Below are 21,813 nucleotides of genomic sequence, written 5' to 3'. Positions count from 1 at the left end.
TGTTGTTGTTGTGACTTAACTATACAAAAGAAGGTCCTCTTTTTCATTAAAAACGCTCGCCTACCGCGCTTCGCTTGCTCGCCTCGTCTTTTGATGTTGAAGTCTATCGACTCCAACATCAAAAGACGAGGTATTTTTTCTCCCACAAACATTTTACTCTAACAACACGTCTTTATGCGATAAATATCGTTCTCTTATGTAATCAAGATCCGCTTTGTCGAGAATATCAAACTCAATTAGATCTTTCTCATCTTCAGGCCTGCTTGAAAATATTTTTGAAAGTATGATATCCTCCCTAGTGGCGAGGAAAACATTGATGTGATTAAATTCCACACCTGCTCCCCTTAAAGGATATTTCCTTCTAATTACATCTTCTTTAAACGGAAACTCCATAACGTTTTCAACGTTGTTACTAATATTATAATCAAAAAGTAGTGATTTGATACTTTCTTTATTTATATCCACTGGTTTTATATAGATAACATCTATATCACTTGTCACCCTTGTTTTTTTATTATACAACAATAGGGCTGTTCCACCCATTATAATAAACTGTAATTTTTCAGTTAATTTACCTGAATCTGCTAAACCCTTCAGATCATAGTCTAAATCTATTAAACGCTCAACTACATCTATTGGTTTTGTTAGAATACAATTTCAGAGCTCATACCCATTACCTCCTAATCTATCTTTCTTTCATTATACGACAAGATAAGATCAAAGTAGTAGTTATTTTTAAAATTTTTGTATATAAAAAGGACTTTATACTTACTTTATCGTATGATAGAATTGGGTATTACTCAAGAGGTATATCTTTTTATATGGAGAAAACATCAATCGGAGAGGAAGTATTATATATGAGTGTTGCCGATTTAACACAAATAATTATAAATAGTCTAATTTTATTCATTTATTTTTTTATGCTATATGAGAATGTGAAAATGACAAAAGAAACCAAACTCATGACGTTAGAGGCTAAAGAAACGAGGGAGCAGGCTTATAGACCTGAAGTTATTGCGTTTATAAAAGAAGAAAACGAATTATTATATTTTTGCATTAAGAATACAGGAGTACGAACAGCTTTTGATACACATTTATTAATTCCTCAGTTTTTTAATAATACTAGTTTTGATGGGAGAAAAGAAGTACATGAAAAGTTCTTTACCAAAGTACCAAATAGCATTAGGGACGTCGAAAAAAGTATAAGTCTATTAGCGCCAGGTCAAAGTCTTCAAGCTTTTATGGGGGTAAGACAAATAATTTTCGAGAAAAACGCAATTGATCTGAACCGAACTGTCAAGTTAACCTATAGCAATAGCGAAGGGAACTTATATATAGAGGAATATACTATAAGCGTCGGTGATTTTTCTAAGGTTTCTCACTTTAAAGAAAACCATCTTAAAGAAATAGCACACAACACAAGGCTAATTAGCGAAAAAATGCCTAAACAAAATGACTAGTGTGTCAAAACCCCAAAATAGGGGCTTATTTTTATGCTCTACGATTTACTTCTGCTCTGACTTTCTCATACTCTGACTGACTGATACCTAGTGATTCACGTCTATTTTTATGGCCATCACCGTGATCACCTCTAAGAACTTCCGTTGCCATTTGGCTAATTGATTTCTTAGGCGCTGATGCGTTCGCAGTACTGCCAGATAGTATCTGGTTAACCCTAGCTTGAACAACATTGTATTGACTACCAAGTAACTTTCTACGAGCATCACCTGTTCCATGTTTTCCGTCAATAACTTCTTGTGCTAATTGGTCAATTGATTTAACTGCCGGTTTAGGGGCAGGCGTTGATACAGGTTTAGAACCACCTCTCAATGCATTTAATAAGTCTGTGTTCTGTTTGCCGGTTCCAGAAAACTGTGATTCGCTTGATACAATCTTATATTCCACAGCTAACTTTTTACGGTTAGCTAGAGAAGAATCACCAAGGTGACTATTGCTAGAAAGATTCAGATAATCTACTACAGATGCACCAGTGTAGCTAGTGTTGTTCTTATTCGCAGGTACTGGTGATGGATCGGGACTAGAAACAGGTGCTTGACTTGCAGATCCAGACGAATAAATAAGTTTGCCTGTTTGGTCATATACGTTTAATCTTTCACTATCCGCCAACTCTTTTGCATTGTCTAACTCATGGAAAGCACCAACCTGTGAGTTAGAATCGCTTGCAGATTTACGAACGTCTGTATAACACTCTATTATCAAGTTTTTGAGGTGAAGAGGTTTTTCCATCAATCTTTTCACCTAAATATAATTGAATTGCATTAAAGATAGCAGTCGCACACTTCTCAGCATACTCATCCTTCTTGCTACCAAAAATCCACTCAAAATCACTCGGATTTGTCATAAAGCCATTTTCCGTAAGAATTGCTGGAATACCTCTTTGCGATGGAACACGACACATGTGAAAATTAGACCACGTTCCAGGAACAGAGGGTCTTGAGCCACCCCATAAATTAAATCCTTGTTTAGCAATTTCTTAAGCATATAAATCAATGTATTTGGCAATAGGGAATTGCGTTAAACGGCAATTAATTTTGTATGCCACTTACCTTACATTTTAACTCATTTCGAACATATCATTCTTTTACGATACTAATCATCTAATAGAAGGGAGCGAAAAAGCTCTTTGTGATAAATAAAAATAGAATAACTAGACTCTCATAACTTTGAATCGGTTTAATTTATCAATCAATTCATCCCTATCCCATAAAACTATATTATTAGATTCCGCTAATTTTATGGCGGAATCAGTAAAATAATTATTTGTTATTACATAGCCTTTACTTAGCTTATAATATTTAAGACCTGCAACTACTTCTTGAACCGCATTATTATTTACAGGTCTAGAATATAATTTTGTTTGAATTCCTATTGAGTGATTATATTTATTAGCTATAACATCTACCCCTTGATCACCAGAAGATTTTGTAATTTCCACTACATAGTCCATCTTTTCAAATAATTTACCCACAATTCCTTCAAAATCATATCCACTCATCAAGTCTATATCATTAATAGTGATTTCCTTACTCATTTCTTCTTCACTTACTAATAACATCTCTTCATAATCTTTTAATTCTTTAAATTTTCTTATTTCTAAATACTTATTCATTATAATTATAAAGCCATAAATAAAATTATTAGTATCCAAATACTTACTATCCATTGTATAATATGTAAATAAAGACATTGTCTCCATATTATCAAAATTGATTATGTTATGATAAAGACTTTTTTCTATTATTGTTTCTATATTACTCTCTTTATCAAATGCGTGTGAATAATTGTATATAAATTCATTTCCAAATAGCGGAACAGCTATTCGCTTTAAATAATCCCACAAAAATATGTATATTTCCCGTTCTGATAGCTCACTTTTCAAAAAACGATTGTATATCTGAGCAAATGAATTAAAATGTTCATTAATATAATTTGATATGATATTCATATCAACAACATTTTCATATCCTTCATTAACAGAGTTAGATTTATAATAATTCTGAGATGAGATATCAAGAGAAAATAAGCCTATGGGACTATAAAATAATAGAGAGCGTTCTAAAACAATATAGTAATTAAAATCACGAAATATATTTTGGTCAATTTTTGTTATAAATCCTTCTGCTAATTTAACTAATTCTTCATTTGCTATTAATTGTTCGTTTGCAACTTCAACTTTCTTTTTAAACTGAATCATTTTATTTCTATTTTTCACAGTTAAGCTCTTGAAAAATGAATCAATTGCATTCAGTTTCTTTATTTCTTCACTAATAATTACTTCTTTATATTTATCTGTTTGATCAAATATTCGAAGAGTATTGCCTGATACTATTTCCGTTCTATAAAGTTCCGTTCCCAGAATAATACTCTCTATCTTAGAAGGAGTTTTAAAGATAAGTGCATCATCCTCCATTACAAGTGTTGTATTAACAACATCTTCACTATCACTAAATATGTGATAAATATTATGAATTACATTACCTTCTATATCATTATTCATTATTGGTGTAATCTTATTTTCTATATTCACAATTTCTTCATCATTTTTATCATAGAATATTGATAATAAATTTAATAGTACTATACCGATTATTATAACTAAAAATATCCAAATTAACATTTATTTCCCTCCCTTGTTCATACATGTTAATGTTATCATAATTATCATTAAATCTGATAAAAAAATTATGTTTTTTATTGAAATTAATTTGATTTCTAATACAAAATGACATTTTACTAATAAAAGTATATAATATTTCATTTAAATTTAAATGTATCCACATAGAAGATTAAAAGGTGTTTATTAAACAACGATAACATTTTAATATAAAAATGTTAGTTGATTTTTCAATTGACCAATTGGTTTAAGGGATCGTGTGTTAAATTAATTTTAAACTTTACAATTTCTCTTTTCATATTCTAAACAAATAATTCCTCACTCAACGCCATAAGACGTGAGAGAGGAATCATTTATAAAGATTGATATCTAAATAGTCAAAAACAAATGTTAACTCGCTCGATATTCTAATCGTAAATGATCAGCAACCATGGCAATGAATTCGGAATTTGTTGGTTTTGCTTTTGTATTACTAATGGTATAACCGAATAAGTCAGAGATAGAATCAATATTGCCTCTATTCCAAGCGACTTCAATCGCATGTCTGATTGCGCGCTCTACACGAGACGAGGTTGTATTGTATTTTTTAGCAATGTCTGGGTACAACACTTTTGTAATCGAGCCTAATAATTCAATATCATTGAAGATCATCGTGATAGCTTCTCGTAAGTACATATAGCCTTTAATATGTGCTGGTACGCCTACCTCATGTATGATATTCGTGATGCTTGCTTCTAAATCAAATTTCTTTTGATTGTGATCAGCATGCTTGGCTGTTTTACGCTCAGTCATAGGTTGACCATTGACATGTCTAATTTGGTCAATTAAATAATGAAGATCAAACGGTTTTAATATAAAGTATGAGGCCCCTAAATCAGCTGCTTTTTTCATCACATCTTCTTGACCAAAAGCTGTCAGCATAATGATCTTAGGCTGTTTTTTTAACTCTAGTTCATGAATCGATGATAAAACAGCTAAACCATCCATGTGCGGCATAATAATATCGAGCACAACAACATCAGGTTGTGTATCTTCGATAAGTTGAAGACTTTCTTTCCCATTTTGAGCTGTGCCGACAACTTCTATGTCCGCTTGGTCTTCCATACTCTTTGACATCATCGTGATTAATTCTTGATTGTCATCCACTAAACACACTTTGATTTTATTCATCCTTTTTCCTCCTCAAATGACCGCTAGGTACTAACTGTAAATTCGACAACAAGCCGTGCATTCCTTGTTTTAAATTAAGAAAAATACGTAATCGACGAAACTTCTAATTGTTCGCTATTATTTTTGCTAATATATAACATCTCACTCGCTATTATAGCATGAAAGTCCATGTGATTTAATAAAAAAACACCTTCTTTACTAAGAAAGTGTTTTAACTGGCTATTGCCATGTTTTCTGTTGATTGATCATTCAACTCGTGTAACATCCACTCAATGTGGATACCATAACCAGATGAAGGATCATTGACAAAAACGTGTGTAACAGCACCTACAATGTGATCGTTTTGTATAATTGGACTTCCACTCATCCCTTGAACAATGCCACCGGTTTGATCTAAAAGGCGTTCATCCGTTACTTTAATAATCATTCCTTTTGTCGCGGGCTGGTCTTGGTCAATATTGTTAATAATTTCAATATCAAATCGCTCAATGGTTTCATCATCAATAACGGTTAATAGTTCAGCTGGCCCTTCCTTTACTTCATCGGGCTTTGTAATAGGTAATGGCTCTTTAAATAAAGCATTATCTAAAAGCACATCAAGCGTTCCGAATACCCCGTATGAACTATTAATGTCAATATCGCCCATTACATCATCATCACTAAACGATGCCTTCTTTTCTCCTGGTTTTGTTTTTTCTCCTTTTAAGATCGATGTAATCGTTGAAGGCATGATCTGACCTGTTTTAACTTGGATCGATTGATGTGTGTCTGGGTCAGCAATCGAGTGCCCTAACGCTCCATACTGTCGATTTGTTGGGTCAATGAACGTCATCGTTCCAATCCCTGAAGTGGAATCACGAATATACACACCCATTTTATAACTACCCGATTCTTCATCATATTCAGGAGCAATTTCTTTTGAGACAACATTGTCTGATCTCAAAATGTCAACGGATACTTTTCTTTCTGATTCACCTGCTGAATTTAATACAGGCTCAATATCCTCAATGTGATTAATGTCAGTTCCATCAATAGATAAAATATAGTCACCGACTTTTATACCTGCGTCTTTAGCAGGTGATATTGCATCTTCATCCATTAATTGATGATAACCAACAACAAGTACGCCTTCTGTTTTTAAATTAACGCCAATTGAATGGCCACCTGGAATCAAATGTTTTCTGTCTTCTACATTGATTGAAACCTTTTTCATTGGAATTTGGTTGAATGTATAGATAACATCTGCTTCTCCAGTTGCAAGTGGGGCAATGTGATGATCCTTTAATGAAACAACATGATCATGATTTGTAAGGTTTGCCTCTACCGATTCATGTATAGTCGGTAATTCGATATTTTCTTGGTCTGTGTATACCGTGAGTGTCGTGGGAATGGATAAATAATCACGTGTGACAGGCATGAGTGGAAATAATAAAATAAGGGTTAAAAAAATAAGACTACATATATGTTTAAAATTTGAACGGTTCAGCTTTTTCACTCCTTTCTCTCGTCAATCAGTGTACCTTTAGAGTGAGCTCAAAAGCTGATTTTTAAACCCAGTAATGATCTGAAATTTAAGCGATGATTTCCACTTTTATTTTTTAATGTCAAAAAAAAAAGCACTTACTAGATATGATCCAGTAAGTACTAATATTTTGCCTTTAATTGATTAGAATAATGAATAAGTTCACGTGCATGCTCTGTTGACGTTTCTGTTAGTTCCGTGCCCGTCATCATACGCCCAATTTCTTCAACCCGTTCTTTTTCTTTTAATGTCTCTACTGATGTCACCGTTTGATCTGTCGTCGTTTCTTTTTGAATGAGTACGTGTGTATCGGCCATAGACGCGACTTGAGGTAAATGCGTAATACAGAGCACTTGCGACTGAGATGAAATTGAATAAATTTTCTCAGCAATGGCTTGCGCTACACGTCCACTTACACCTGTATCGACTTCATCAAAAATGACACTCGTCACACCTTGATGTTTGGCAAATATTTTTTTTAGCGCTAGCATAATACGGGATAATTCTCCGCCGGATGCTACATGTTTAAGTGGTTTAACGGGTTCGCCTGGATTTGTTGAAAGAAGGAACTGAATGGAATCAAATCCTTTACTTCCTAAATCGACAGGACGTCCATCGAGTTCTGGGTCGCCTTCTTGGCCGACCTTAGTCTGAATGTCTACTTGGAATTGCGCTTTTTCTAAATATAAATCCTTTAACTCAGTTTCCACAACTTTTTCTAAGCTTGTAGCTGTTTTTAAGCGAATATCATGCAAATGTCTCGCTTCTGCCAAAGCATCTTCGGCAAGCTCTTTTGCTTGTTCAAACAAAGCTTGTACGGAATGGTCTCGATTTTCTAATTGTTCAATTTCTTCTTCTGTTTTCACTAAGTAGTCAAGCATCTCATCAACCGAACTGCCATACTTTCTCATCAGTCGTTGAAGTTCGTTTAATCTTGATTCAACTAAATTCAAACGTTCAGGATCATATTCAATTTCATCAAGATAACCGCGTATCCGGTGACTAATATCTTCTAACACGAAGTACTGACTTGAATACTCATCAGATAGTGATTTCACTGAGTCATCAAACTCACTTGCTTTTTCAAGTCCCGTTAATCCAAGCGACAACCAATCCAGTGCTTTCTGTTCACCATTAAGTGCACTATAAGCCTCTTCCATTCCTTGAAAAATTCGTTCGAAATTGGCGAGGCGATCACGCTCTTCTTTCAGCGCTTCATCTTCATTAGGCTCAAGTTCAGCCGCTTGTAGTTCATTTAATTGGAAATTCAATAAATCTAATCGCTGCGCAATTTCTTGTTCATTATCATTCATTTGATGAATACGTTGTTTTGTCTTTTTCAATTGATGATAAATACCCGTATAATCTTTAAAAATCTCTTCTATCTCTTTCTGGCTGTAAAGGTCAAGTAACTGTAAATGTTTATCGACATCCATAAGTGATTGCGTCTCGTGTTGAGTATGGACATCGATCAATACACGACCAAATTCTTTTAATATGGCGAGTGTTACAAGCGATCCGTTAACCCGACAAATATTTTTCCCTTTTTGGCTAATCGTACGGTGCAAAACAATCATACCGTCTGAATTAAGCTCGATTCCAAATTCCTCTGCCAATGCATAAACATCGTGCTTTTTATCATCAACGGTGAACAAACCTTCCAATGTCGCTTTACTTTCACCATGACGTATGTACTCAACCGATCCTCGACCCCCACTTAATAATTGAATCGCATCGATAATGATCGATTTACCCGCTCCTGTCTCACCGGTTAACACTGTTAAACCTTCGTTAAACGATAAAGTCAGTGACTCTATAATAGCAAAATTTCTGATTGATAATTCAGTTAACACAATCACTCACCTCAAATCTTGAGATTTACAACATTTCTAAAAATCGTTCTTTAATGTCAGATGTTGTGGTTTCATCCGTGCATATGATTAAAATCGTATCATCACCACAAATAGTTCCTAATATATCTTCCCAATCTAGATTATCAATTAAAGCACCCAAAGCGTTTGCATTTCCAGGTAATGTTTTTAACACAAGAAAGTGTGTCGCTTGTTCAATGTTAATAAATGCATCTTTCATCAAACGTTTTAATTTTTCGAGTGGATTAAAGCGTTGATCGGCCGGCAAACTGTACTTGTACCTTCCGTCTGTTGTAGGCACTTTCACAAGATGCAACTCTTTAATATCGCGGGATATGGTCGCCTGTGTGACATTTAATCCTTGATTTCTAAGTGTATCAACCAATTCTTCTTGTGTTTCAATGTCATGATTGGTAATGTACTCACGAATTTTGATATGGCGCTGCCCTTTATTCATTTCATCACTCCTTTTTAAACAATTTAAGTTGAAGCATTCAATTCTTTATGAGCTAATCTTACGACGTTTTCTATCTCTTTATGGTCAACAGTTGATCGTTTGTTTTCATCATAGATGAAATGAGCAAGAAACTCAATATTTCCATCTCCTCCTGTAATAGGAGAATGCGTCAATCCTTTTATATGAAAATGTTCACGTTGTGCAAAATCAACAATTCGTTCAATTACATCAATATGAATAGCAGAATCTCTTACGATCCCTTTTTTCCCAACTTGATCACGTCCCGCTTCAAATTGCGGTTTTATTAAGGCGATCACATCACCTTTAGGTTCTAAGATCGTCGATAGAACGGGCAAAATTAACTTTAAAGAAATAAATGATACATCAATTGATGCAATACTCGGTTGCCCTCGGTCAAATAACTCTGGTGTTGCATGACGAAAGTTTGTTCTCTCCATCACTTTGACACGTGGGTCGTTTCTTAACTTCCAAGCCAACTGATTATAACCAACATCCAATGCATAACTTAGCTTGGCACCATTTTGCAATGCACAGTCTGTAAAGCCCCCTGTTGAAGATCCGATATCTAGCAACGTTTGACCTTCCATCGCGATATCAAATACATCAATCGCTTTTTCTAATTTATAACCCCCGCGCCCAACATAAGGCATCATACGACCTTTAATGGATAAATCGATATCTTCTGATACTTTCATACCCGGTTTATCAAGTCGTTCTGTATTAGAAAACACCATACCCGCCATGATCGCACGCTTAGCTTTTTCACGTGTTTCAATTAATTCTCTTTCGACCATTAACACATCAAGTCTTACTTTTTTTACTGTCATATCATCTACCTCTAACTGAATGGATCCATTCAATAATTATTTTTTATTTTTACTAAATACTTTTATTTTTGTATGTCTTTCAATCAACGCAATGGCTTTACCGACGACAATGATGATTGACGTCGTGTGATAGATACCTAAGTACTTGCCCATTGCTTTCCCACCGACAGTAAGAGCGGCGACGATACTTGTCATGATAACATTTACAGTGATTTGAATAAATGACCCATCGCCTGCGCCTAACACTTGAGCAAGTTGCAAGACAACGAGTGCTGAAGCGGTACCACTAATAACACCCGAAATATCCCCTACCACATCATTACAAAAACTCGCAAACCGATCAGCATTACGGACTATTAATACCGCTTCCTTTGCCCCGTAAACTTTCTCAGATGCCATCGCATGAAAAGGTTTTTCAACGGCTGCTGTTGCTGCTACGCCAAGGGTGTCAAAAAACACACCTAAAAAGACAATTAAAAAGACAATAATAATTCCTAAAAACCAATGTACACCGCTCAGAATAGAGGATGAAATAACTGAAAAAATTGCCGCTAACACCAGTGTGATAACGGCAATGCTTATACTAAATTTTAGCGCTTTATTAAATTGCGATCTCGGTTTCGCCATTATGCTACCTCTTTTTTATTATGTAGTCGGAATGGTCACTTAAAAAGTAAAAACTGCGGCTTAGGTCCAGTTGGTTTTCCCAAATGTGTACCGAATGTTGCCATTCTGGCGGTTCCCCTTTAAACACACTTTAGCTTCGTCACCGAAAGCTAGACTGGATTACCACTCAGGCCGCACTGCAATCCTTTTTAAGCGTCAAATAGAACAGTCTAGGAGTTTTCCTCAACAATTCTTAACCACTTCCTAGCCTCTTTTGCAATCCTGATTTCATATAGGTGAAACGTGGTGTTTAGCGGCCAACCAAACACTTGCTATAACTATAATCCCCTCAGAGATCACTCAAGGCAGGCTACGCTGTCAATAGGATCCCCTTTCACCTATTGAGCAGGTTCATACCCCATTCCATCATGACGCTTTGGCTAAAGACATCACAACAGAGATGGGCCTCCGCGGAAGTAGGGTCAACGCCCACATGCCTTTGCGGATCGCCCTACAACCTTAACTCCCAGCACCGACCCAAGGCTGGGCGCCTCAAGCCGACACAAGGAACTTCATCGATATGCCCTTTGGCAGATTTTTAGGCCTGCCTTCAGAAGTGGAGAATTGACTAGAATACTGCACCATTCCTAAAATATTATAACATATTTTCGCATAAATTTCTATTGAATCCACAACGCGTTATTGATCACGGTTGCTTAAGTATTGGATCAATTCAGCAAGCATTGTTTGATCTATACTTGCTTCATTCAATAGCTTGTTAGCACGGGCTTTCTTTTCTTCTTTTTCTTTAATGGCACCGTCTATTCCTAATAATTTAGGATATGTACTCTTATCATTCTCTTCGTCACTGCCAACAGCTTTTCCAATTTTATCTTCATCACCATATATATCCAAAATATCATCTTGGATTTGGAATAAAAGACCGAGCTCTTCTGCACAAGCCGTGATTTTATCTAGCTGTTCTTCTGTTGCGCCTGCAACATATGCAGCAATCTCCATAGCATAAATCAATAATTGACCTGTTTTTAAGTGGTGGATTTGCTTGAGTTCATCTAACTCAACTTGTGTATTTTCAGCTTGCATATCAAGAATTTGCCCAGCGACCATCCCTCTTGAGCCTGCCGCTTCACTTAGTCGCTTAACAGCGAATAATTTTTGATCCGTTGTTAAGTGCTCAGCATTTGTGATCAGTTCAAAGCTCTGAGTTAAAAGGCCATCTCCAGCTAATATTGCCGTGGCTTCATCATATTCTATATGATTTGTTGGCATACCTCGTCTTAAATCATCATCATCCATTGCGGGCAAATCATCATGAATTAATGAGTACGTATGTACAAATTCAAGTGCTAATGCCGCTGGTAAAATGACATTTTTGTCCCCACCAAATGCTTCAATCGTTGCAATCATTAAAATTGGTCGAATACGTTTTCCGCCTGCTTTAATTGAGTAAAGCATCGATGATTTCAACGGTTCAGGAATGTCTTTATCTTCGATTGCATCTTCTAATGCTTGATTCAGATACGTTTGATTCTTTTGAATATATTCATTAAGCTTTGTTTCCATCATTCTCCTCCTCGAGCTTAACGGTCTCTACTGTTCCGTCTTCGCCCACAATGTCAGCCACTTGTTGTTCAACTGTTGATAATTTATCATCACACCATTTTGATAATTCTATCCCTCGTTGATAGTAACTAATCGCTTTTTCCAGTGGCACATCGTCTGCTTCTAGCTTTTGAACAATGGTTTCCAGTTCTTGCATCACATCTTCAAACGAACGTGTTTCTTCACTCATTTGTCTCCTCCTCTACTCCCCATACTTGACAGTCGACTTGACCGTTACTCAATTTTACAGCCAACGATTGACCAGGTTCCACATCTTCTATCCGTTTTACAATCTGTCCGGATTCATTATAAGCGATGGAGTACCCTCTTTTCATTGTGTTAAGAGGACTCAGTACACTAAGCTTGTCCAACTGACGACTAAATTGATTCTTCTTTAGTTGATAAAGGCGATTAAATTGGTTCGTCATGGATTGCTTTAAAAAAGCATTTGATTGTTGATACGCTTTGATGCGTGGTGTTGGGTGATGAAGCGCCAATTGATCACTCGTTTTTGACAAGTTTTGCTTTTTCAATTGCAATAATTGTCTCATATTTGAACGTAATTTTTCATCTAAGCGATCGAGATCCATTTCTTTTTGTTTAATTAAATTTTTCGGGTAATTAAACGCATAGCTGTCAGATAACCTAGATAATTTTTGTCTTGATTGATCAATCCGCTGATACATAGCTTTTTCGATTGATTGACGATTTTGAGCCACTTGTTTAATTAAATCCAACTTAGAAGGCACCGCTACTTCAGCTGCTGCGGTTGGTGTCGGTGCTCTTAGATCACTGACAAAATCACTAATCGTTGTATCTGTCTCATGTCCAACGCCCGTGATGATCGGTATTTTCGATTCAAATATACTGCGTGCTACACTTTCTTCGTTAAAGGGCCATAACTCTTCAATAGAACCGCCACCTCTCGCTAATATTAATGTATCAATTGAAGAGTCACGGTTAGCGATTTCTATATTGTTTACAATATTCTCTTTAGCATGCTCACCTTGAACGAGCGTTGGAAATATTGTCAGTTTAGCTAGTGGATAACGCCTTTTAAGTGTCGTTAGTATATCTTGAATCGCAGCACCAGATCGAGATGTCAAAATACCAATATGTTCAGGTATAGCTTTAATGGGCTTTTTCTTATCTTGCTCAAATAAACCTTGCTTCGCTAAGGATTCCTTTAATTGTTCAAACGCAACGTGCAAATCGCCCACACCAGCAGCATTCATCTCATGCACATACAATTGATACTGACCTTGACGCTCAAATACGCTAACGCTTCCCTTTACAATCACATCCATACCGTTTTCGGGGGTGAATTTTAAAAATTGATTGTAACCTGCAAACATGACAGCTGATATGCGCGCGTGGTCATCTTTTAACGTAAAATACATATGACCTCTACTATGGTGTTTGAAATTTGATATCTCAGCTCGTAACCAAATTGAACTAAGATGTTGATCTGTTTCAAACTTGTGCTTAATATAACGCGTGAGTGCTGTCACGGTTAAGTGCTTTTGATTCGACATATCATCCTCACCTATTTTTTCGAATTGTGACGGATCGCTGCTTTAATGGTGTTTTTCATAAGCATCGTAATCGTCATAGGGCCTACACCTTTAGGAACGGGTGTTAAATAACTCGCTTTTTCTTTTACGGATTCAAAATCAACATCACCTGTTAATTTCCCTTCTTCTGTTCGATTAACACCAACATCTATAACGGTTGCGCCTTCTTTAATATCATCTGCATCAATCATTGATGCACGCCCAATAGCAACAATTAAAATATCAGCCGAACGTGTTATCTCTTTTAAGTTCTTCGTGCGTGAATGGCAATACGTCACCGTTGCATTCTCATTTAAAAGCAGTTGACCAACAGGCTTTCCTACAATGTGACTCCGTCCTAATACAACTGCGTGTTTACCTTCAATTTCAATTGACTTAGACTTTAACATCGTCAGTATACCAAACGGTGTACAAGGTAAAAATGTATCCTGATTGGTTAACATGCGACCGATATTAATAGGGTGGAAACCATCCACATCTTTCTCGGGACTGATTGCTTCAATTACTTTTTGTTCATCAATTTGATCAGGTAATGGTAGTTGGACTAAAATACCGTTAATTGATTCATCTTGATTATATTGGTCAATTCGGTCTAATAAATCTTTTTCCGTCGTATCAGACGGCAATAGAATGAGTTCAGAATCAATACCAATATATTGAGCCGCCTTTTCTTTCCCTGAAACGTAAGACTTAGAAGCCGGATCATCACCGATCAAAACAACCACAAGCTTAGGTACAATCGATTGTTTTTTTAGTTCTGTGACTTCTTCTTTCATCTCATCTCGTAAAGATTGTGCTAACTCGCTCCCATAGATAATTTCAGCTGTCATACGAAACATCCCCTTTTTATTTGATCATTTTTGATAAAACACCATTTATAAATTGACCAGATTTTTCATCACCATAAACGTGAGCCAATTCAATTGCTTCGTTAATAGCGACCCCTTCTGGTGTTTTTAATTCTGAAAAGATTTCATACGCTGCAATCCGAATTAACGTTTTCTCTACAGCACCCACTCGTTTTAATGTCCACTTTTCTAAAGAATTTTCAATCCGCTCATCAATGGATTCTTTTTCTCTTGTCACACCGTATATTAAGTTTTCTAAAAAGTCACTTGATTCTTCATCTTCCATACTTAACTCAAATGCTTCATTGACATCAAAGCTTTCATTGTCAATTGAAAACAAAATTTGAAATGCCTTTTCTCTTGCTAATCGTCGGTTCATCACTATTCTCTCCGTTCATCGATCTAATTTAAATAACCTATCTAAAACTAAGTAGGTAAATCCATTACTATCATAACGAATTTGGCGTTAAAATGCTACAATAACAACAAAAGTAAAAGGCCTCAAGATAGATTAATCTTAAGGCCTTTTCGAATGCTTATTCACTATTCAGCCACTGGGACCTCTTTTTCCATTTGAATCCCAACAACATGAACATTTATTTCTTCGATTTCTAAGGCAGTCATCGTTTTTAACGCCTGTCGAATATTGTCTTGAATTTTTTGAGCCAGTACAGGAATTGTTGTTCCATAATCAAGTACAACAAACACATCAATCCCTACACCTGTTTCAGATAATTCGACTTTTATGCCTTTACCGTGAGTTTTCTTACCAAATCTCTCCGCTACACCAGAAGCAAAATTGCCTCTTGTGGATGACACACCTTTAATTTCTGTCGTTGCAATACCTGCAATAACTTCTATCACATCGGGTGCAATTTCTACTCTTCCTAAATTTGCATCTTCGCTCACATTTAATATCGTTTGTTCACTCATGTAGATCCACTCCTTTAGAGTTAATCGATCTGTTTACTGTCCGGTGATAGATCATCTTTCATTATTGAATGAGTTTCCAGAAATTTAGTATTAAAATCACCTGATAGAAAAACAGGATGGTCTAAAACACGTAAATGAAATGGAATTGTCGTTGACACACCTTCAATGAAGAACTCTTTAAGCGCCCTCTTCATACGGCTAATCGCTTCTTCGCGTGATTCACCATATGTAATCAACTTCGCAATCATAGAGTCATAATAAGGTGGGATTTTATACCCTGGATAAGCAGCAGAGTCAACTCTCACACCTAATCCGCCTGGTGGTAAATACATTTCAATTAGACCGGGTGTCGGCATGAAATCTCGATACGGATTCTCTGCATTAATTCGACACTCAATCGCCCATCCATTCATCGTCACTGATTCTTGACTCAACCGAAGCTTTTCATTGTTAGCTACATTAATTTGTTCTTTAATTAAGTCAACTCCGGTTACCATTTCAGTTACTGGGTGCTCAACTTGAATACGTGTGTTCATTTCCATAAAGTAGAATTTATGCTCTTTTTTATCAAAAATGAATTCTACTGTTCCAGCGCCTGAATAGTCAACAGCTTTAGCTGCTTTTACAGCCGCTTCGCCCATCTCTTTACGAATAGCATCTGTTATGGCAGGTGATGGTGTTTCTTCAATTAATTTTTGCAATCTACGTTGGACAGAACAGTCTCTCTCCCCTAAGTGTATCACATTTCCAAAGTTATCTGCTAGTACTTGTATTTCAACATGAGAAAAATCTTCAATAAATTTCTCAATATAGACACCAGGATTTCCAAATGCTTTTGCTGCCTCTTGTTGGGTAATGGTAATCGCTTGTTCTAATTCATCCGGTCCTCGAACAATACGAATCCCTTTACCTCCACCCCCAGCTGTTGCTTTTATGATGACAGGAAAGCCTAATTCTTCAGCAACTTCCTTACCCTGTTCGATTGAATGAATGACACCGGTCGAACCTGGTACAACAGGCACATTTGCTTCTTTCATCGTCTCTCTTGCAACGTCTTTTGTTCCCATTTTTTGAATGGCTTTTGAACTCGGCCCGATAAAGGTGATATTACATTTTTCACAGATCTCAGCAAAATCAGCATTTTCCGAAAGAAATCCATAGCCTGGATGAATCGCATCTGCTTCGATTAAATTAGCTAAGCTCATAATCGGTGTAAAATTTAAATAACTATCTTGGCTATTACTAGGGCCAATACAATACGCTTCATCTGCCAATTGAACGTGAAGTGCATCGCGATCAGCTTCAGAGTATATGGAAACTGTTTGAATCCCGAGCTCTGAACAAGCACGAATGATTCGAACAGCAATTTCACCTCGATTAGCAATTAATACTTTTTTTATCATTCGTAAGCTCCCCCTACTTTGTCTTCACACCAAATAACGGCTGACCGTATTCAACTAGCTCTCCATGTTCAGCCAATATTTCAACAATTTCTCCATCAACTTCTGCTTCAATTTCATTAAATAACTTCATCGCTTCTATAATGCAGACAACCGACTGCGATGAAACTTTATCACCTTTTTCAACATATGGATCGGCTTCAGGTGATGATGATAAATAAAACGTCCCAACCATTGGTGATGTGATCTCGTAATCATATTCTGGTTGTGCTTCACTTTGTGTACTTTCTTCCTGAATGTGCGTCTCTACTTTAGTCGATTCAGTTACCTTCGGTTCAAGGACTGGACTTACTGCAGGCGCGGATTGCACCTCTTTGTATTGAACCTCTTTCTTTAAAGCGATCTTTTCGTTGTCAAATTCATATGTGAATTCAGTTAAACTTGATTCATCTAATGCTTGTATCAACTCTTTAATTTCATCGATCTTTAACATTGTGTCACTCCTCTTTATTCTATCTTAACGACTTATTATTAATATGAGGTACTAATTATTACTCTTAACATTTTAATAAAGATTTAGAAAAACTTCAACTAATCTTTTTATTTTAGCTCTATAACCGTTTAAAATATAGATTTGATTGATTAAAACAAATATTCTTTGAAAGGCTTATATATGTTAAGGTGGTAACAATGAGAGCCATTGATATTGTAAAAGCTATTTTTTAAAAAAAGCATTGGTTAGAGGTGAATTATGAAAGTCTTATTTATTTGTTTAACTGCATTGCAAGTGCCTTTTCTTCTTATATACACAGCTTATTATGAGCGGAATATTGGTGATATTGAATGGATACAATACGAACACTACTTGAATATATTTTATGTAGGAATCGCATTTGTACTAGGGATAATAGGCAGTCGTATTTCGTTACGATGGTTTATGTCTATTGGTTTATTGAGCATATTATCACAGATCGTATTAGTAAGCCTCTTAATAGATGCGGATTATAACCATTTATTTAAACCATTTCCAAATGGCATTATGTATATAACATTTACAGCAACATTATACTTTCTTATTCAATCAATTGTCCGTTTTATTAAACGAGATGTCTAAAAGGTGAATACGTTCGTTTTAGAAAACAATTGAATAAACACAAATCCTTGCGTCAAGGGTTTTCCTCTTTTTTATAAGTATTAACAATGAATTTTAACCGATCCTTTATGTTGAAAGAACCTGAAGCTAAAATACATGTAGCTTCAGGTTCTAATTAGTTATTTAGTAATTGTCAGCTCAAAATAACTTTCCAATCGATAATGAACGATCTCGTTTATATATTGATGAAGGAGTTGAGCTATTTCTGTCGGAATCGACATGTTCAATTGAAATACTTTTCCATCGAAACTGAACATCTCATTTGAACTTTTACTCCATTTTGAAAACGGCATCTGTTCAATTAATTTAGTTATTTTATTTTTTTCGAATGTAATGAACTTCTTTGTTTTCTTATCATTAAAATCTTTTAACCGACGATAATCTTTACTTGTAAGGTATTCATAGAACGCATACGCAATCTCATCTGCAGAAATGGGTTGAGCCCATAAAGACTCTCCTCGATCGAGCATTAACTTCATGACAACCATCTTATAACTTTTAGACATAACGGTACGTTCTACTTCTTCAAACAGCATTTTGTATTCACGATACATTTCCGCTTCACGTTCAGTTAATTCATCTGCATAAAACAATAAGCCGAGATAAGATTTAAATTCTTGTTTAATTTGTCGAGCATCTTCATAACCCAGTCTATGCATTTCTAGATAGCTTGGTCGTCTTCCCAAATCTTTCTTTAATGAAAAATAACTGGATAAAAGTCGCTCTTTTCTAGGTTGACGCTTTTTGACTAAATGTTTTATTAAATCAATGACCTTAACATCTAAATTTAATTCGCAATTATCCGGAACTTCAGGCACGATAGCATATTTAGATTGACCGCTTTTTGAATGATCAAACAATTGCATTTTGACATCTGCATTTTTGTAATTACCGATCATATCAATGATGTGACAGTGCGATTTACCTTCACTTAAACGAAGCCCACGTCCGACTTGTTGTGTGTATATGGTAAGAGACTCTGTCGGCCTAACAAATAACAATGTATCTACTTCGGGAATATCAACGCCCTCATTAAATAAATCTACAGTAAATATGACCTCTAATTCGAGGGTTTTTATCGATTCAATAGCATCTTCACGTGAAAAGCTAGTCGTTTTTGAATGTAAACTTATAGCGTTAACACCTTGGGATTTAAAATAGTTCCCCAAGTATTCTGCTTGTCTGATAGAGGAACAAAAAACAATCGTTCTTGTTTGTTTATGTTTTAACCACGCATGATATATTTTTTCAACAAGCGTCTCTTTCAATTGCTCTTTTTCCAACTCTTTTGGATCGTACTTTCTTCCAAGCCATGTAATGGATGAATAGTCAGTATCATCATATACACCGTAATATTTGAATGGAGTCAAATAGCCATGTTGTATAGCTTCTATAAAATGCATCTGAAAAGCCACGTTGCCATCACATAATGCATAAACGTCTTTTCCATCTAAACGATCCGGTGTAGCCGTTAGTCCTAGAAGAAATGACGGGTTAAAATAATCTAAAATCCCTTGATAAGATCTTGCAGCTGCATGATGAAATTCATCGACAATAATTAAATCGAAATCGTCTTGATTGAACTTATGAAGATGCTTATTCCGACTCAATGTAAAGACAGACGCAAAAATATGATTTGCTTCACTATCTTTTACTTCTTGATTATACAGACCCGTCGATTCATGAGTTAATACTTGTTCGAAACTCTTTTTCGCTTGAAGTAAAATCTCTTCACGATGCGCGACAAACAAAACTCGCTTAAACTGTTTGGCGAAAAATGCCGCTAAAAATGTTTTACCTAAACCTGTAGCCATCACAACGAGAGCTTTATCATATTGTTCATTCATCGTGTCCTCTAATGCATTCAGAGCTAATGTTTGGTGTGGCCGCGGCTCCAGATCTCCACCTGAATCATATCCAATTGAATGCTCTTTAACATATTCTGGCTCTACATCTGTAAACATTAATGCTTCAGCTTCTCTATGGTGCCAATTATCTATGAATCCGGGAAATTTCTCATGATAATTATTGTATTCAATTCGATATTGATTGATCGTTTCTGGGTTTATAGGAACAGTTTGATCATGATAGAACAGCTTTAAAAAGCTGTCCTCTGCTTGCTCAAATATGTAAGAATCATTCGACTGATGAACACTAATATTCCACTCTACACCTGTCGTTAAAGCAGACTTTGAAAGGTTTGAAGAACCAATTATAAGTTGATTGGCAGAGTTAGATTCAAATAAGTATGCTTTAGGGTGAAATGATTGACCACGACTTAACCATAATCTAATTTCTATATCCCCTTTTAAATCAAGCAATCGATCAAGTGCCTCTGGTTGTGAAATGTATAAATAATCCCCCGTTAAAATTTTAATTTGTGCACCACTGTCTAAAGCTTCCTGTAGTGATGACATGATGAGTTCTAGTCCTGATTTCATCATAAACGATACGAGTATTGCTGTTGATGAACTACATTCTATCCCCGATTTAATGTCATTAACGACATTCTCTTTAATCAGCTTTGTTTTCGTCATCATAAACCTCGACTAAGTATATGCGATCACTAAATCCGCCTCGTGTTTTAGCTTTCTCTTGACGTATTTTTTCAACTTGATCCCATGAACTATCATTGAGTTCAGCAAAAGCTTTTAGTATTTCCATCATATCAGCTAACTCCTCTAGCTTATTATCAGGTAATTCCGCTGAAAGATACTCATTAAATTCTTCTATTAGTTTAGCTTCAAGTTCTAAAGCATATTCTTTTTCATCTAATGTTTTTGTAGTCATTTTTTTATTGGCTTTTTCAATAATAGCTGGAATATTATCTCTCACAAGTTTGTTATGTACGGGCATTTCATAAACCTCCTGTCAATATTCACTTATCATTTAGTCCGTTACTGTACGCCATGCATTAAATTAATTTCCTAATACTTCTAAAGAATATCACACTATTCAGTAAGCAACAACAACGTTAAACGTTGTCTAAAGCAATGAAAATAGAGACAAATTTATTGATTTATGTTTTAAATCATTTGACTCTTCACACAAAAAAATAACCACTCGATGTGAGTGATTGATTACCTCTTATTGAAATTTAACTTCGACTGATTTCTCTCCAAATTCATCATAAATATGTCGCATGATTTGATTGGCTTCTTGGTCTTGCAGTTCATCTGCACGCACTGTGACAACCACCACATCATCCATTGTTCTAACTAAAACATCTTCATAATCATAAAGATCCTTTAACGTTTCTTCTGCAATCAATTCTTTTGTTGATAATTGGTCGATTTCTCGCATTTGTTCGTATGCATCATTTTTTTCTTTCGTCGTTGTTTCAGCTGAAGCCATCACGGTTTCTAGCTGTTCCATCAGCTGTGATCTAGACTGATTTAATTCTAATCGTATAAATGTAAAAAGGTCATCTTCTATCTCTACATCTTCCATTTCAACGTTTGTTTCGTCAACGACATCACTAATGGCTGACGTTTCAAAAATGGGTGATTCATCATCCATAATGACTTTGTCATCATTAAATGGAATGGAATCCTCTTCCGATTGAAAAATCATTGTAAAATCATCTTCAGTTGGTGAATTAATATAAAACACACTCAATACAATCATTAAACTTAATAACGTTAATAGCCAAACGGTTTGTTTTTTTAACATT

Annotated in this window: 23 protein-coding genes; 2 read left to right on the top strand and 21 right to left on the bottom strand. The window is 35.6% G+C overall.

The window, feature by feature from the left end:
• Positions 1–153 precede the first annotated feature (153 nt).
• Positions 154–615 (bottom strand): DUF6036 family nucleotidyltransferase, encoded by a 462-nt coding sequence (locus BLR62_RS06215; protein WP_342706535.1) that lies wholly within the window; start codon positions 613–615, stop codon positions 154–156.
• 206 nt (positions 616–821) lie between these two features.
• Here BLR62_RS06215 and BLR62_RS06210 point away from each other — a divergent pair, with 206 nt between their 5' ends.
• Positions 822–1,460: a hypothetical protein gene (locus BLR62_RS06210; protein ID WP_090794791.1), complete on the top strand. Its 639-nt coding sequence runs from the start codon at positions 822–824 to the stop codon at positions 1,458–1,460.
• A gap of 31 nt (positions 1,461–1,491) precedes the next feature.
• Here BLR62_RS06210 and BLR62_RS12525 read toward each other — a convergent pair whose 3' ends face one another.
• The 17 genes from BLR62_RS12525 to accB all read right to left on the bottom strand — a co-directional run bounded on the left by BLR62_RS12525 (position 1,492) and on the right by accB (position 17,480).
• Positions 1,492–2,220: a hypothetical protein gene (locus BLR62_RS12525; RefSeq protein ID WP_218119760.1), complete on the bottom strand. Its 729-nt coding sequence runs from the start codon at positions 2,218–2,220 to the stop codon at positions 1,492–1,494.
• Complete coding sequence (locus BLR62_RS06200) at positions 2,189–2,419, bottom strand: N-acetylmuramoyl-L-alanine amidase (RefSeq protein ID WP_090794790.1); 231 nt, start codon at positions 2,417–2,419, stop codon at positions 2,189–2,191. Before BLR62_RS06200 ends, BLR62_RS12525 begins: the two co-directional genes overlap by 32 nt.
• Positions 2,420–2,668: 249 nt before the next feature.
• A complete protein-coding gene (locus BLR62_RS06195) occupies positions 2,669–4,138 on the bottom strand; it encodes a restriction endonuclease (protein WP_090794789.1) in 1,470 nt (489 codons plus the stop codon).
• Between the two features lie 387 nt (positions 4,139–4,525).
• Positions 4,526–5,305: a sporulation transcription factor Spo0A gene (gene spo0A, locus BLR62_RS06190; protein ID WP_090794788.1), complete on the bottom strand. Its 780-nt coding sequence runs from the start codon at positions 5,303–5,305 to the stop codon at positions 4,526–4,528.
• Between the two features lie 211 nt (positions 5,306–5,516).
• Complete coding sequence (spoIVB, locus tag BLR62_RS06185; protein WP_245719409.1) at positions 5,517–6,800, bottom strand: SpoIVB peptidase; 1,284 nt, start codon at positions 6,798–6,800, stop codon at positions 5,517–5,519.
• A 149-nt stretch (positions 6,801–6,949) separates the two neighbouring features.
• Positions 6,950–8,680, bottom strand: coding sequence for a DNA repair protein RecN (gene recN, locus BLR62_RS06180; protein WP_090794785.1), 1,731 nt, complete (start codon positions 8,678–8,680; stop codon positions 6,950–6,952).
• Positions 8,681–8,705: 25 nt separating this feature from the next.
• On the bottom strand, positions 8,706–9,155 hold the full coding sequence (gene ahrC / locus BLR62_RS06175) for a transcriptional regulator AhrC/ArgR (RefSeq protein ID WP_090794776.1): 450 nt from the start codon (positions 9,153–9,155) through the stop codon (positions 8,706–8,708).
• 23 nt (positions 9,156–9,178) lie between these two features.
• Complete coding sequence (locus BLR62_RS06170) at positions 9,179–10,003, bottom strand: TlyA family RNA methyltransferase (RefSeq protein ID WP_090794775.1); 825 nt, start codon at positions 10,001–10,003, stop codon at positions 9,179–9,181.
• A gap of 36 nt (positions 10,004–10,039) precedes the next feature.
• On the bottom strand, positions 10,040–10,630 hold the full coding sequence (locus BLR62_RS06165) for a hypothetical protein (protein WP_090794774.1): 591 nt from the start codon (positions 10,628–10,630) through the stop codon (positions 10,040–10,042).
• Between the two features lie 678 nt (positions 10,631–11,308).
• Positions 11,309–12,193: a polyprenyl synthetase family protein gene (locus tag BLR62_RS06160; protein ID WP_090794773.1), complete on the bottom strand. Its 885-nt coding sequence runs from the start codon at positions 12,191–12,193 to the stop codon at positions 11,309–11,311.
• Complete coding sequence (gene xseB, locus BLR62_RS06155) at positions 12,177–12,422, bottom strand: exodeoxyribonuclease VII small subunit (RefSeq protein WP_090794772.1); 246 nt, start codon at positions 12,420–12,422, stop codon at positions 12,177–12,179. Before xseB ends, BLR62_RS06160 begins: the two co-directional genes overlap by 17 nt.
• Positions 12,415–13,767 carry an exodeoxyribonuclease VII large subunit gene (gene xseA, locus BLR62_RS06150; protein WP_090794771.1) on the bottom strand — a complete coding sequence of 451 codons (1,353 nt, stop codon included), beginning with the start codon at positions 13,765–13,767 and terminating at the stop codon, positions 12,415–12,417. The genes xseB and xseA overlap by 8 nt, the downstream gene beginning before the upstream one ends.
• 11 nt (positions 13,768–13,778) lie before the next feature.
• Entirely contained in the window at positions 13,779–14,636 is an 858-nt protein-coding gene (gene folD, locus BLR62_RS06145) for a bifunctional methylenetetrahydrofolate dehydrogenase/methenyltetrahydrofolate cyclohydrolase FolD (protein ID WP_090794770.1), read from the bottom strand.
• A 16-nt stretch (positions 14,637–14,652) separates the two neighbouring features.
• Positions 14,653–15,033 (bottom strand): transcription antitermination factor NusB, encoded by a 381-nt coding sequence (nusB, locus tag BLR62_RS06140; protein WP_090794769.1) that lies wholly within the window; start codon positions 15,031–15,033, stop codon positions 14,653–14,655.
• A 164-nt stretch (positions 15,034–15,197) separates the two neighbouring features.
• Positions 15,198–15,587: an Asp23/Gls24 family envelope stress response protein gene (locus tag BLR62_RS06135; RefSeq protein WP_090794752.1), complete on the bottom strand. Its 390-nt coding sequence runs from the start codon at positions 15,585–15,587 to the stop codon at positions 15,198–15,200.
• 20 nt (positions 15,588–15,607) lie between these two features.
• Positions 15,608–16,990: an acetyl-CoA carboxylase biotin carboxylase subunit gene (gene accC, locus BLR62_RS06130; RefSeq protein ID WP_090794729.1), complete on the bottom strand. Its 1,383-nt coding sequence runs from the start codon at positions 16,988–16,990 to the stop codon at positions 15,608–15,610.
• A gap of 13 nt (positions 16,991–17,003) precedes the next feature.
• Positions 17,004–17,480 (bottom strand): acetyl-CoA carboxylase biotin carboxyl carrier protein, encoded by a 477-nt coding sequence (accB, locus tag BLR62_RS06125; protein WP_090794719.1) that lies wholly within the window; start codon positions 17,478–17,480, stop codon positions 17,004–17,006.
• 258 nt (positions 17,481–17,738) lie between these two features.
• Between accB and BLR62_RS06120 the strand changes: the two genes are divergently transcribed.
• The gene (locus BLR62_RS06120) at positions 17,739–18,101 is read left to right on the top strand and encodes a hypothetical protein (protein WP_090794717.1); all 363 of its coding nucleotides are present in this window, start codon (positions 17,739–17,741) and stop codon (positions 18,099–18,101) included.
• A 158-nt stretch (positions 18,102–18,259) separates the two neighbouring features.
• Here BLR62_RS06120 and BLR62_RS06115 read toward each other — a convergent pair whose 3' ends face one another.
• From BLR62_RS06115 to BLR62_RS06105, 3 genes are all read right to left on the bottom strand, one after another.
• A complete protein-coding gene (locus tag BLR62_RS06115; RefSeq protein WP_090794715.1) occupies positions 18,260–20,677 on the bottom strand; it encodes a DEAD/DEAH box helicase family protein in 2,418 nt (805 codons plus the stop codon).
• A complete protein-coding gene (locus BLR62_RS06110; RefSeq protein WP_090794712.1) occupies positions 20,655–20,996 on the bottom strand; it encodes a nucleoside triphosphate pyrophosphohydrolase in 342 nt (113 codons plus the stop codon). Before BLR62_RS06110 ends, BLR62_RS06115 begins: the two co-directional genes overlap by 23 nt.
• Positions 20,997–21,227: 231 nt before the next feature.
• Entirely contained in the window at positions 21,228–21,812 is a 585-nt protein-coding gene (locus tag BLR62_RS06105; RefSeq protein WP_090794707.1) for a SpoIIIAH-like family protein, read from the bottom strand.
• Position 21,813: the final 1 nt, after the last annotated feature.

It is taken from the genome of Pelagirhabdus alkalitolerans (assembly GCF_900096905.1).
GTDB classification, from domain to species: Bacteria; Bacillota; Bacilli; order Bacillales; family Amphibacillaceae; genus Pelagirhabdus; species Pelagirhabdus alkalitolerans.
This window is presented reverse-complemented; position numbering and strand designations above follow the sequence as displayed.

What these genes read in the sequence shown, in the direction of transcription:
- BLR62_RS06210 (WP_090794791.1), top strand. Translation starts at nt 822, where the DNA reads ATGGAGAAAACATCAATCGGAGAGGAAGTATTATATATGAGTGTTGCC.
- BLR62_RS06200 (WP_090794790.1), bottom strand. Translation starts at nt 2,419, where the DNA reads ATGTGTCGTGTTCCATCGCAAAGAGGTATTCCAGCAATTCTTACGGAA.
- BLR62_RS06195 (WP_090794789.1), bottom strand. Translation starts at nt 4,138, where the DNA reads ATGTTAATTTGGATATTTTTAGTTATAATAATCGGTATAGTACTATTA.
- spo0A (WP_090794788.1), bottom strand. Translation starts at nt 5,305, where the DNA reads ATGAATAAAATCAAAGTGTGTTTAGTGGATGACAATCAAGAATTAATC.
- ahrC (WP_090794776.1), bottom strand. Translation starts at nt 9,155, where the DNA reads ATGAATAAAGGGCAGCGCCATATCAAAATTCGTGAGTACATTACCAAT.
- BLR62_RS06170 (WP_090794775.1), bottom strand. Translation starts at nt 10,003, where the DNA reads ATGACAGTAAAAAAAGTAAGACTTGATGTGTTAATGGTCGAAAGAGAA.
- BLR62_RS06165 (WP_090794774.1), bottom strand. Translation starts at nt 10,630, where the DNA reads ATGGCGAAACCGAGATCGCAATTTAATAAAGCGCTAAAATTTAGTATA.
- BLR62_RS06160 (WP_090794773.1), bottom strand. Translation starts at nt 12,193, where the DNA reads ATGGAAACAAAGCTTAATGAATATATTCAAAAGAATCAAACGTATCTG.
- xseB (WP_090794772.1), bottom strand. Translation starts at nt 12,422, where the DNA reads ATGAGTGAAGAAACACGTTCGTTTGAAGATGTGATGCAAGAACTGGAA.
- xseA (WP_090794771.1), bottom strand. Translation starts at nt 13,767, where the DNA reads ATGTCGAATCAAAAGCACTTAACCGTGACAGCACTCACGCGTTATATT.
- folD (WP_090794770.1), bottom strand. Translation starts at nt 14,636, where the DNA reads ATGACAGCTGAAATTATCTATGGGAGCGAGTTAGCACAATCTTTACGA.
- nusB (WP_090794769.1), bottom strand. Translation starts at nt 15,033, where the DNA reads ATGAACCGACGATTAGCAAGAGAAAAGGCATTTCAAATTTTGTTTTCA.
- BLR62_RS06135 (WP_090794752.1), bottom strand. Translation starts at nt 15,587, where the DNA reads ATGAGTGAACAAACGATATTAAATGTGAGCGAAGATGCAAATTTAGGA.
- accC (WP_090794729.1), bottom strand. Translation starts at nt 16,990, where the DNA reads ATGATAAAAAAAGTATTAATTGCTAATCGAGGTGAAATTGCTGTTCGA.
- accB (WP_090794719.1), bottom strand. Translation starts at nt 17,480, where the DNA reads ATGTTAAAGATCGATGAAATTAAAGAGTTGATACAAGCATTAGATGAA.
- BLR62_RS06120 (WP_090794717.1), top strand. Translation starts at nt 17,739, where the DNA reads ATGAAAGTCTTATTTATTTGTTTAACTGCATTGCAAGTGCCTTTTCTT.
- BLR62_RS06115 (WP_090794715.1), bottom strand. Translation starts at nt 20,677, where the DNA reads ATGACGAAAACAAAGCTGATTAAAGAGAATGTCGTTAATGACATTAAA.
- BLR62_RS06110 (WP_090794712.1), bottom strand. Translation starts at nt 20,996, where the DNA reads ATGCCCGTACATAACAAACTTGTGAGAGATAATATTCCAGCTATTATT.
- BLR62_RS06105 (WP_090794707.1), bottom strand. Translation starts at nt 21,812, where the DNA reads ATGTTAAAAAAACAAACCGTTTGGCTATTAACGTTATTAAGTTTAATG.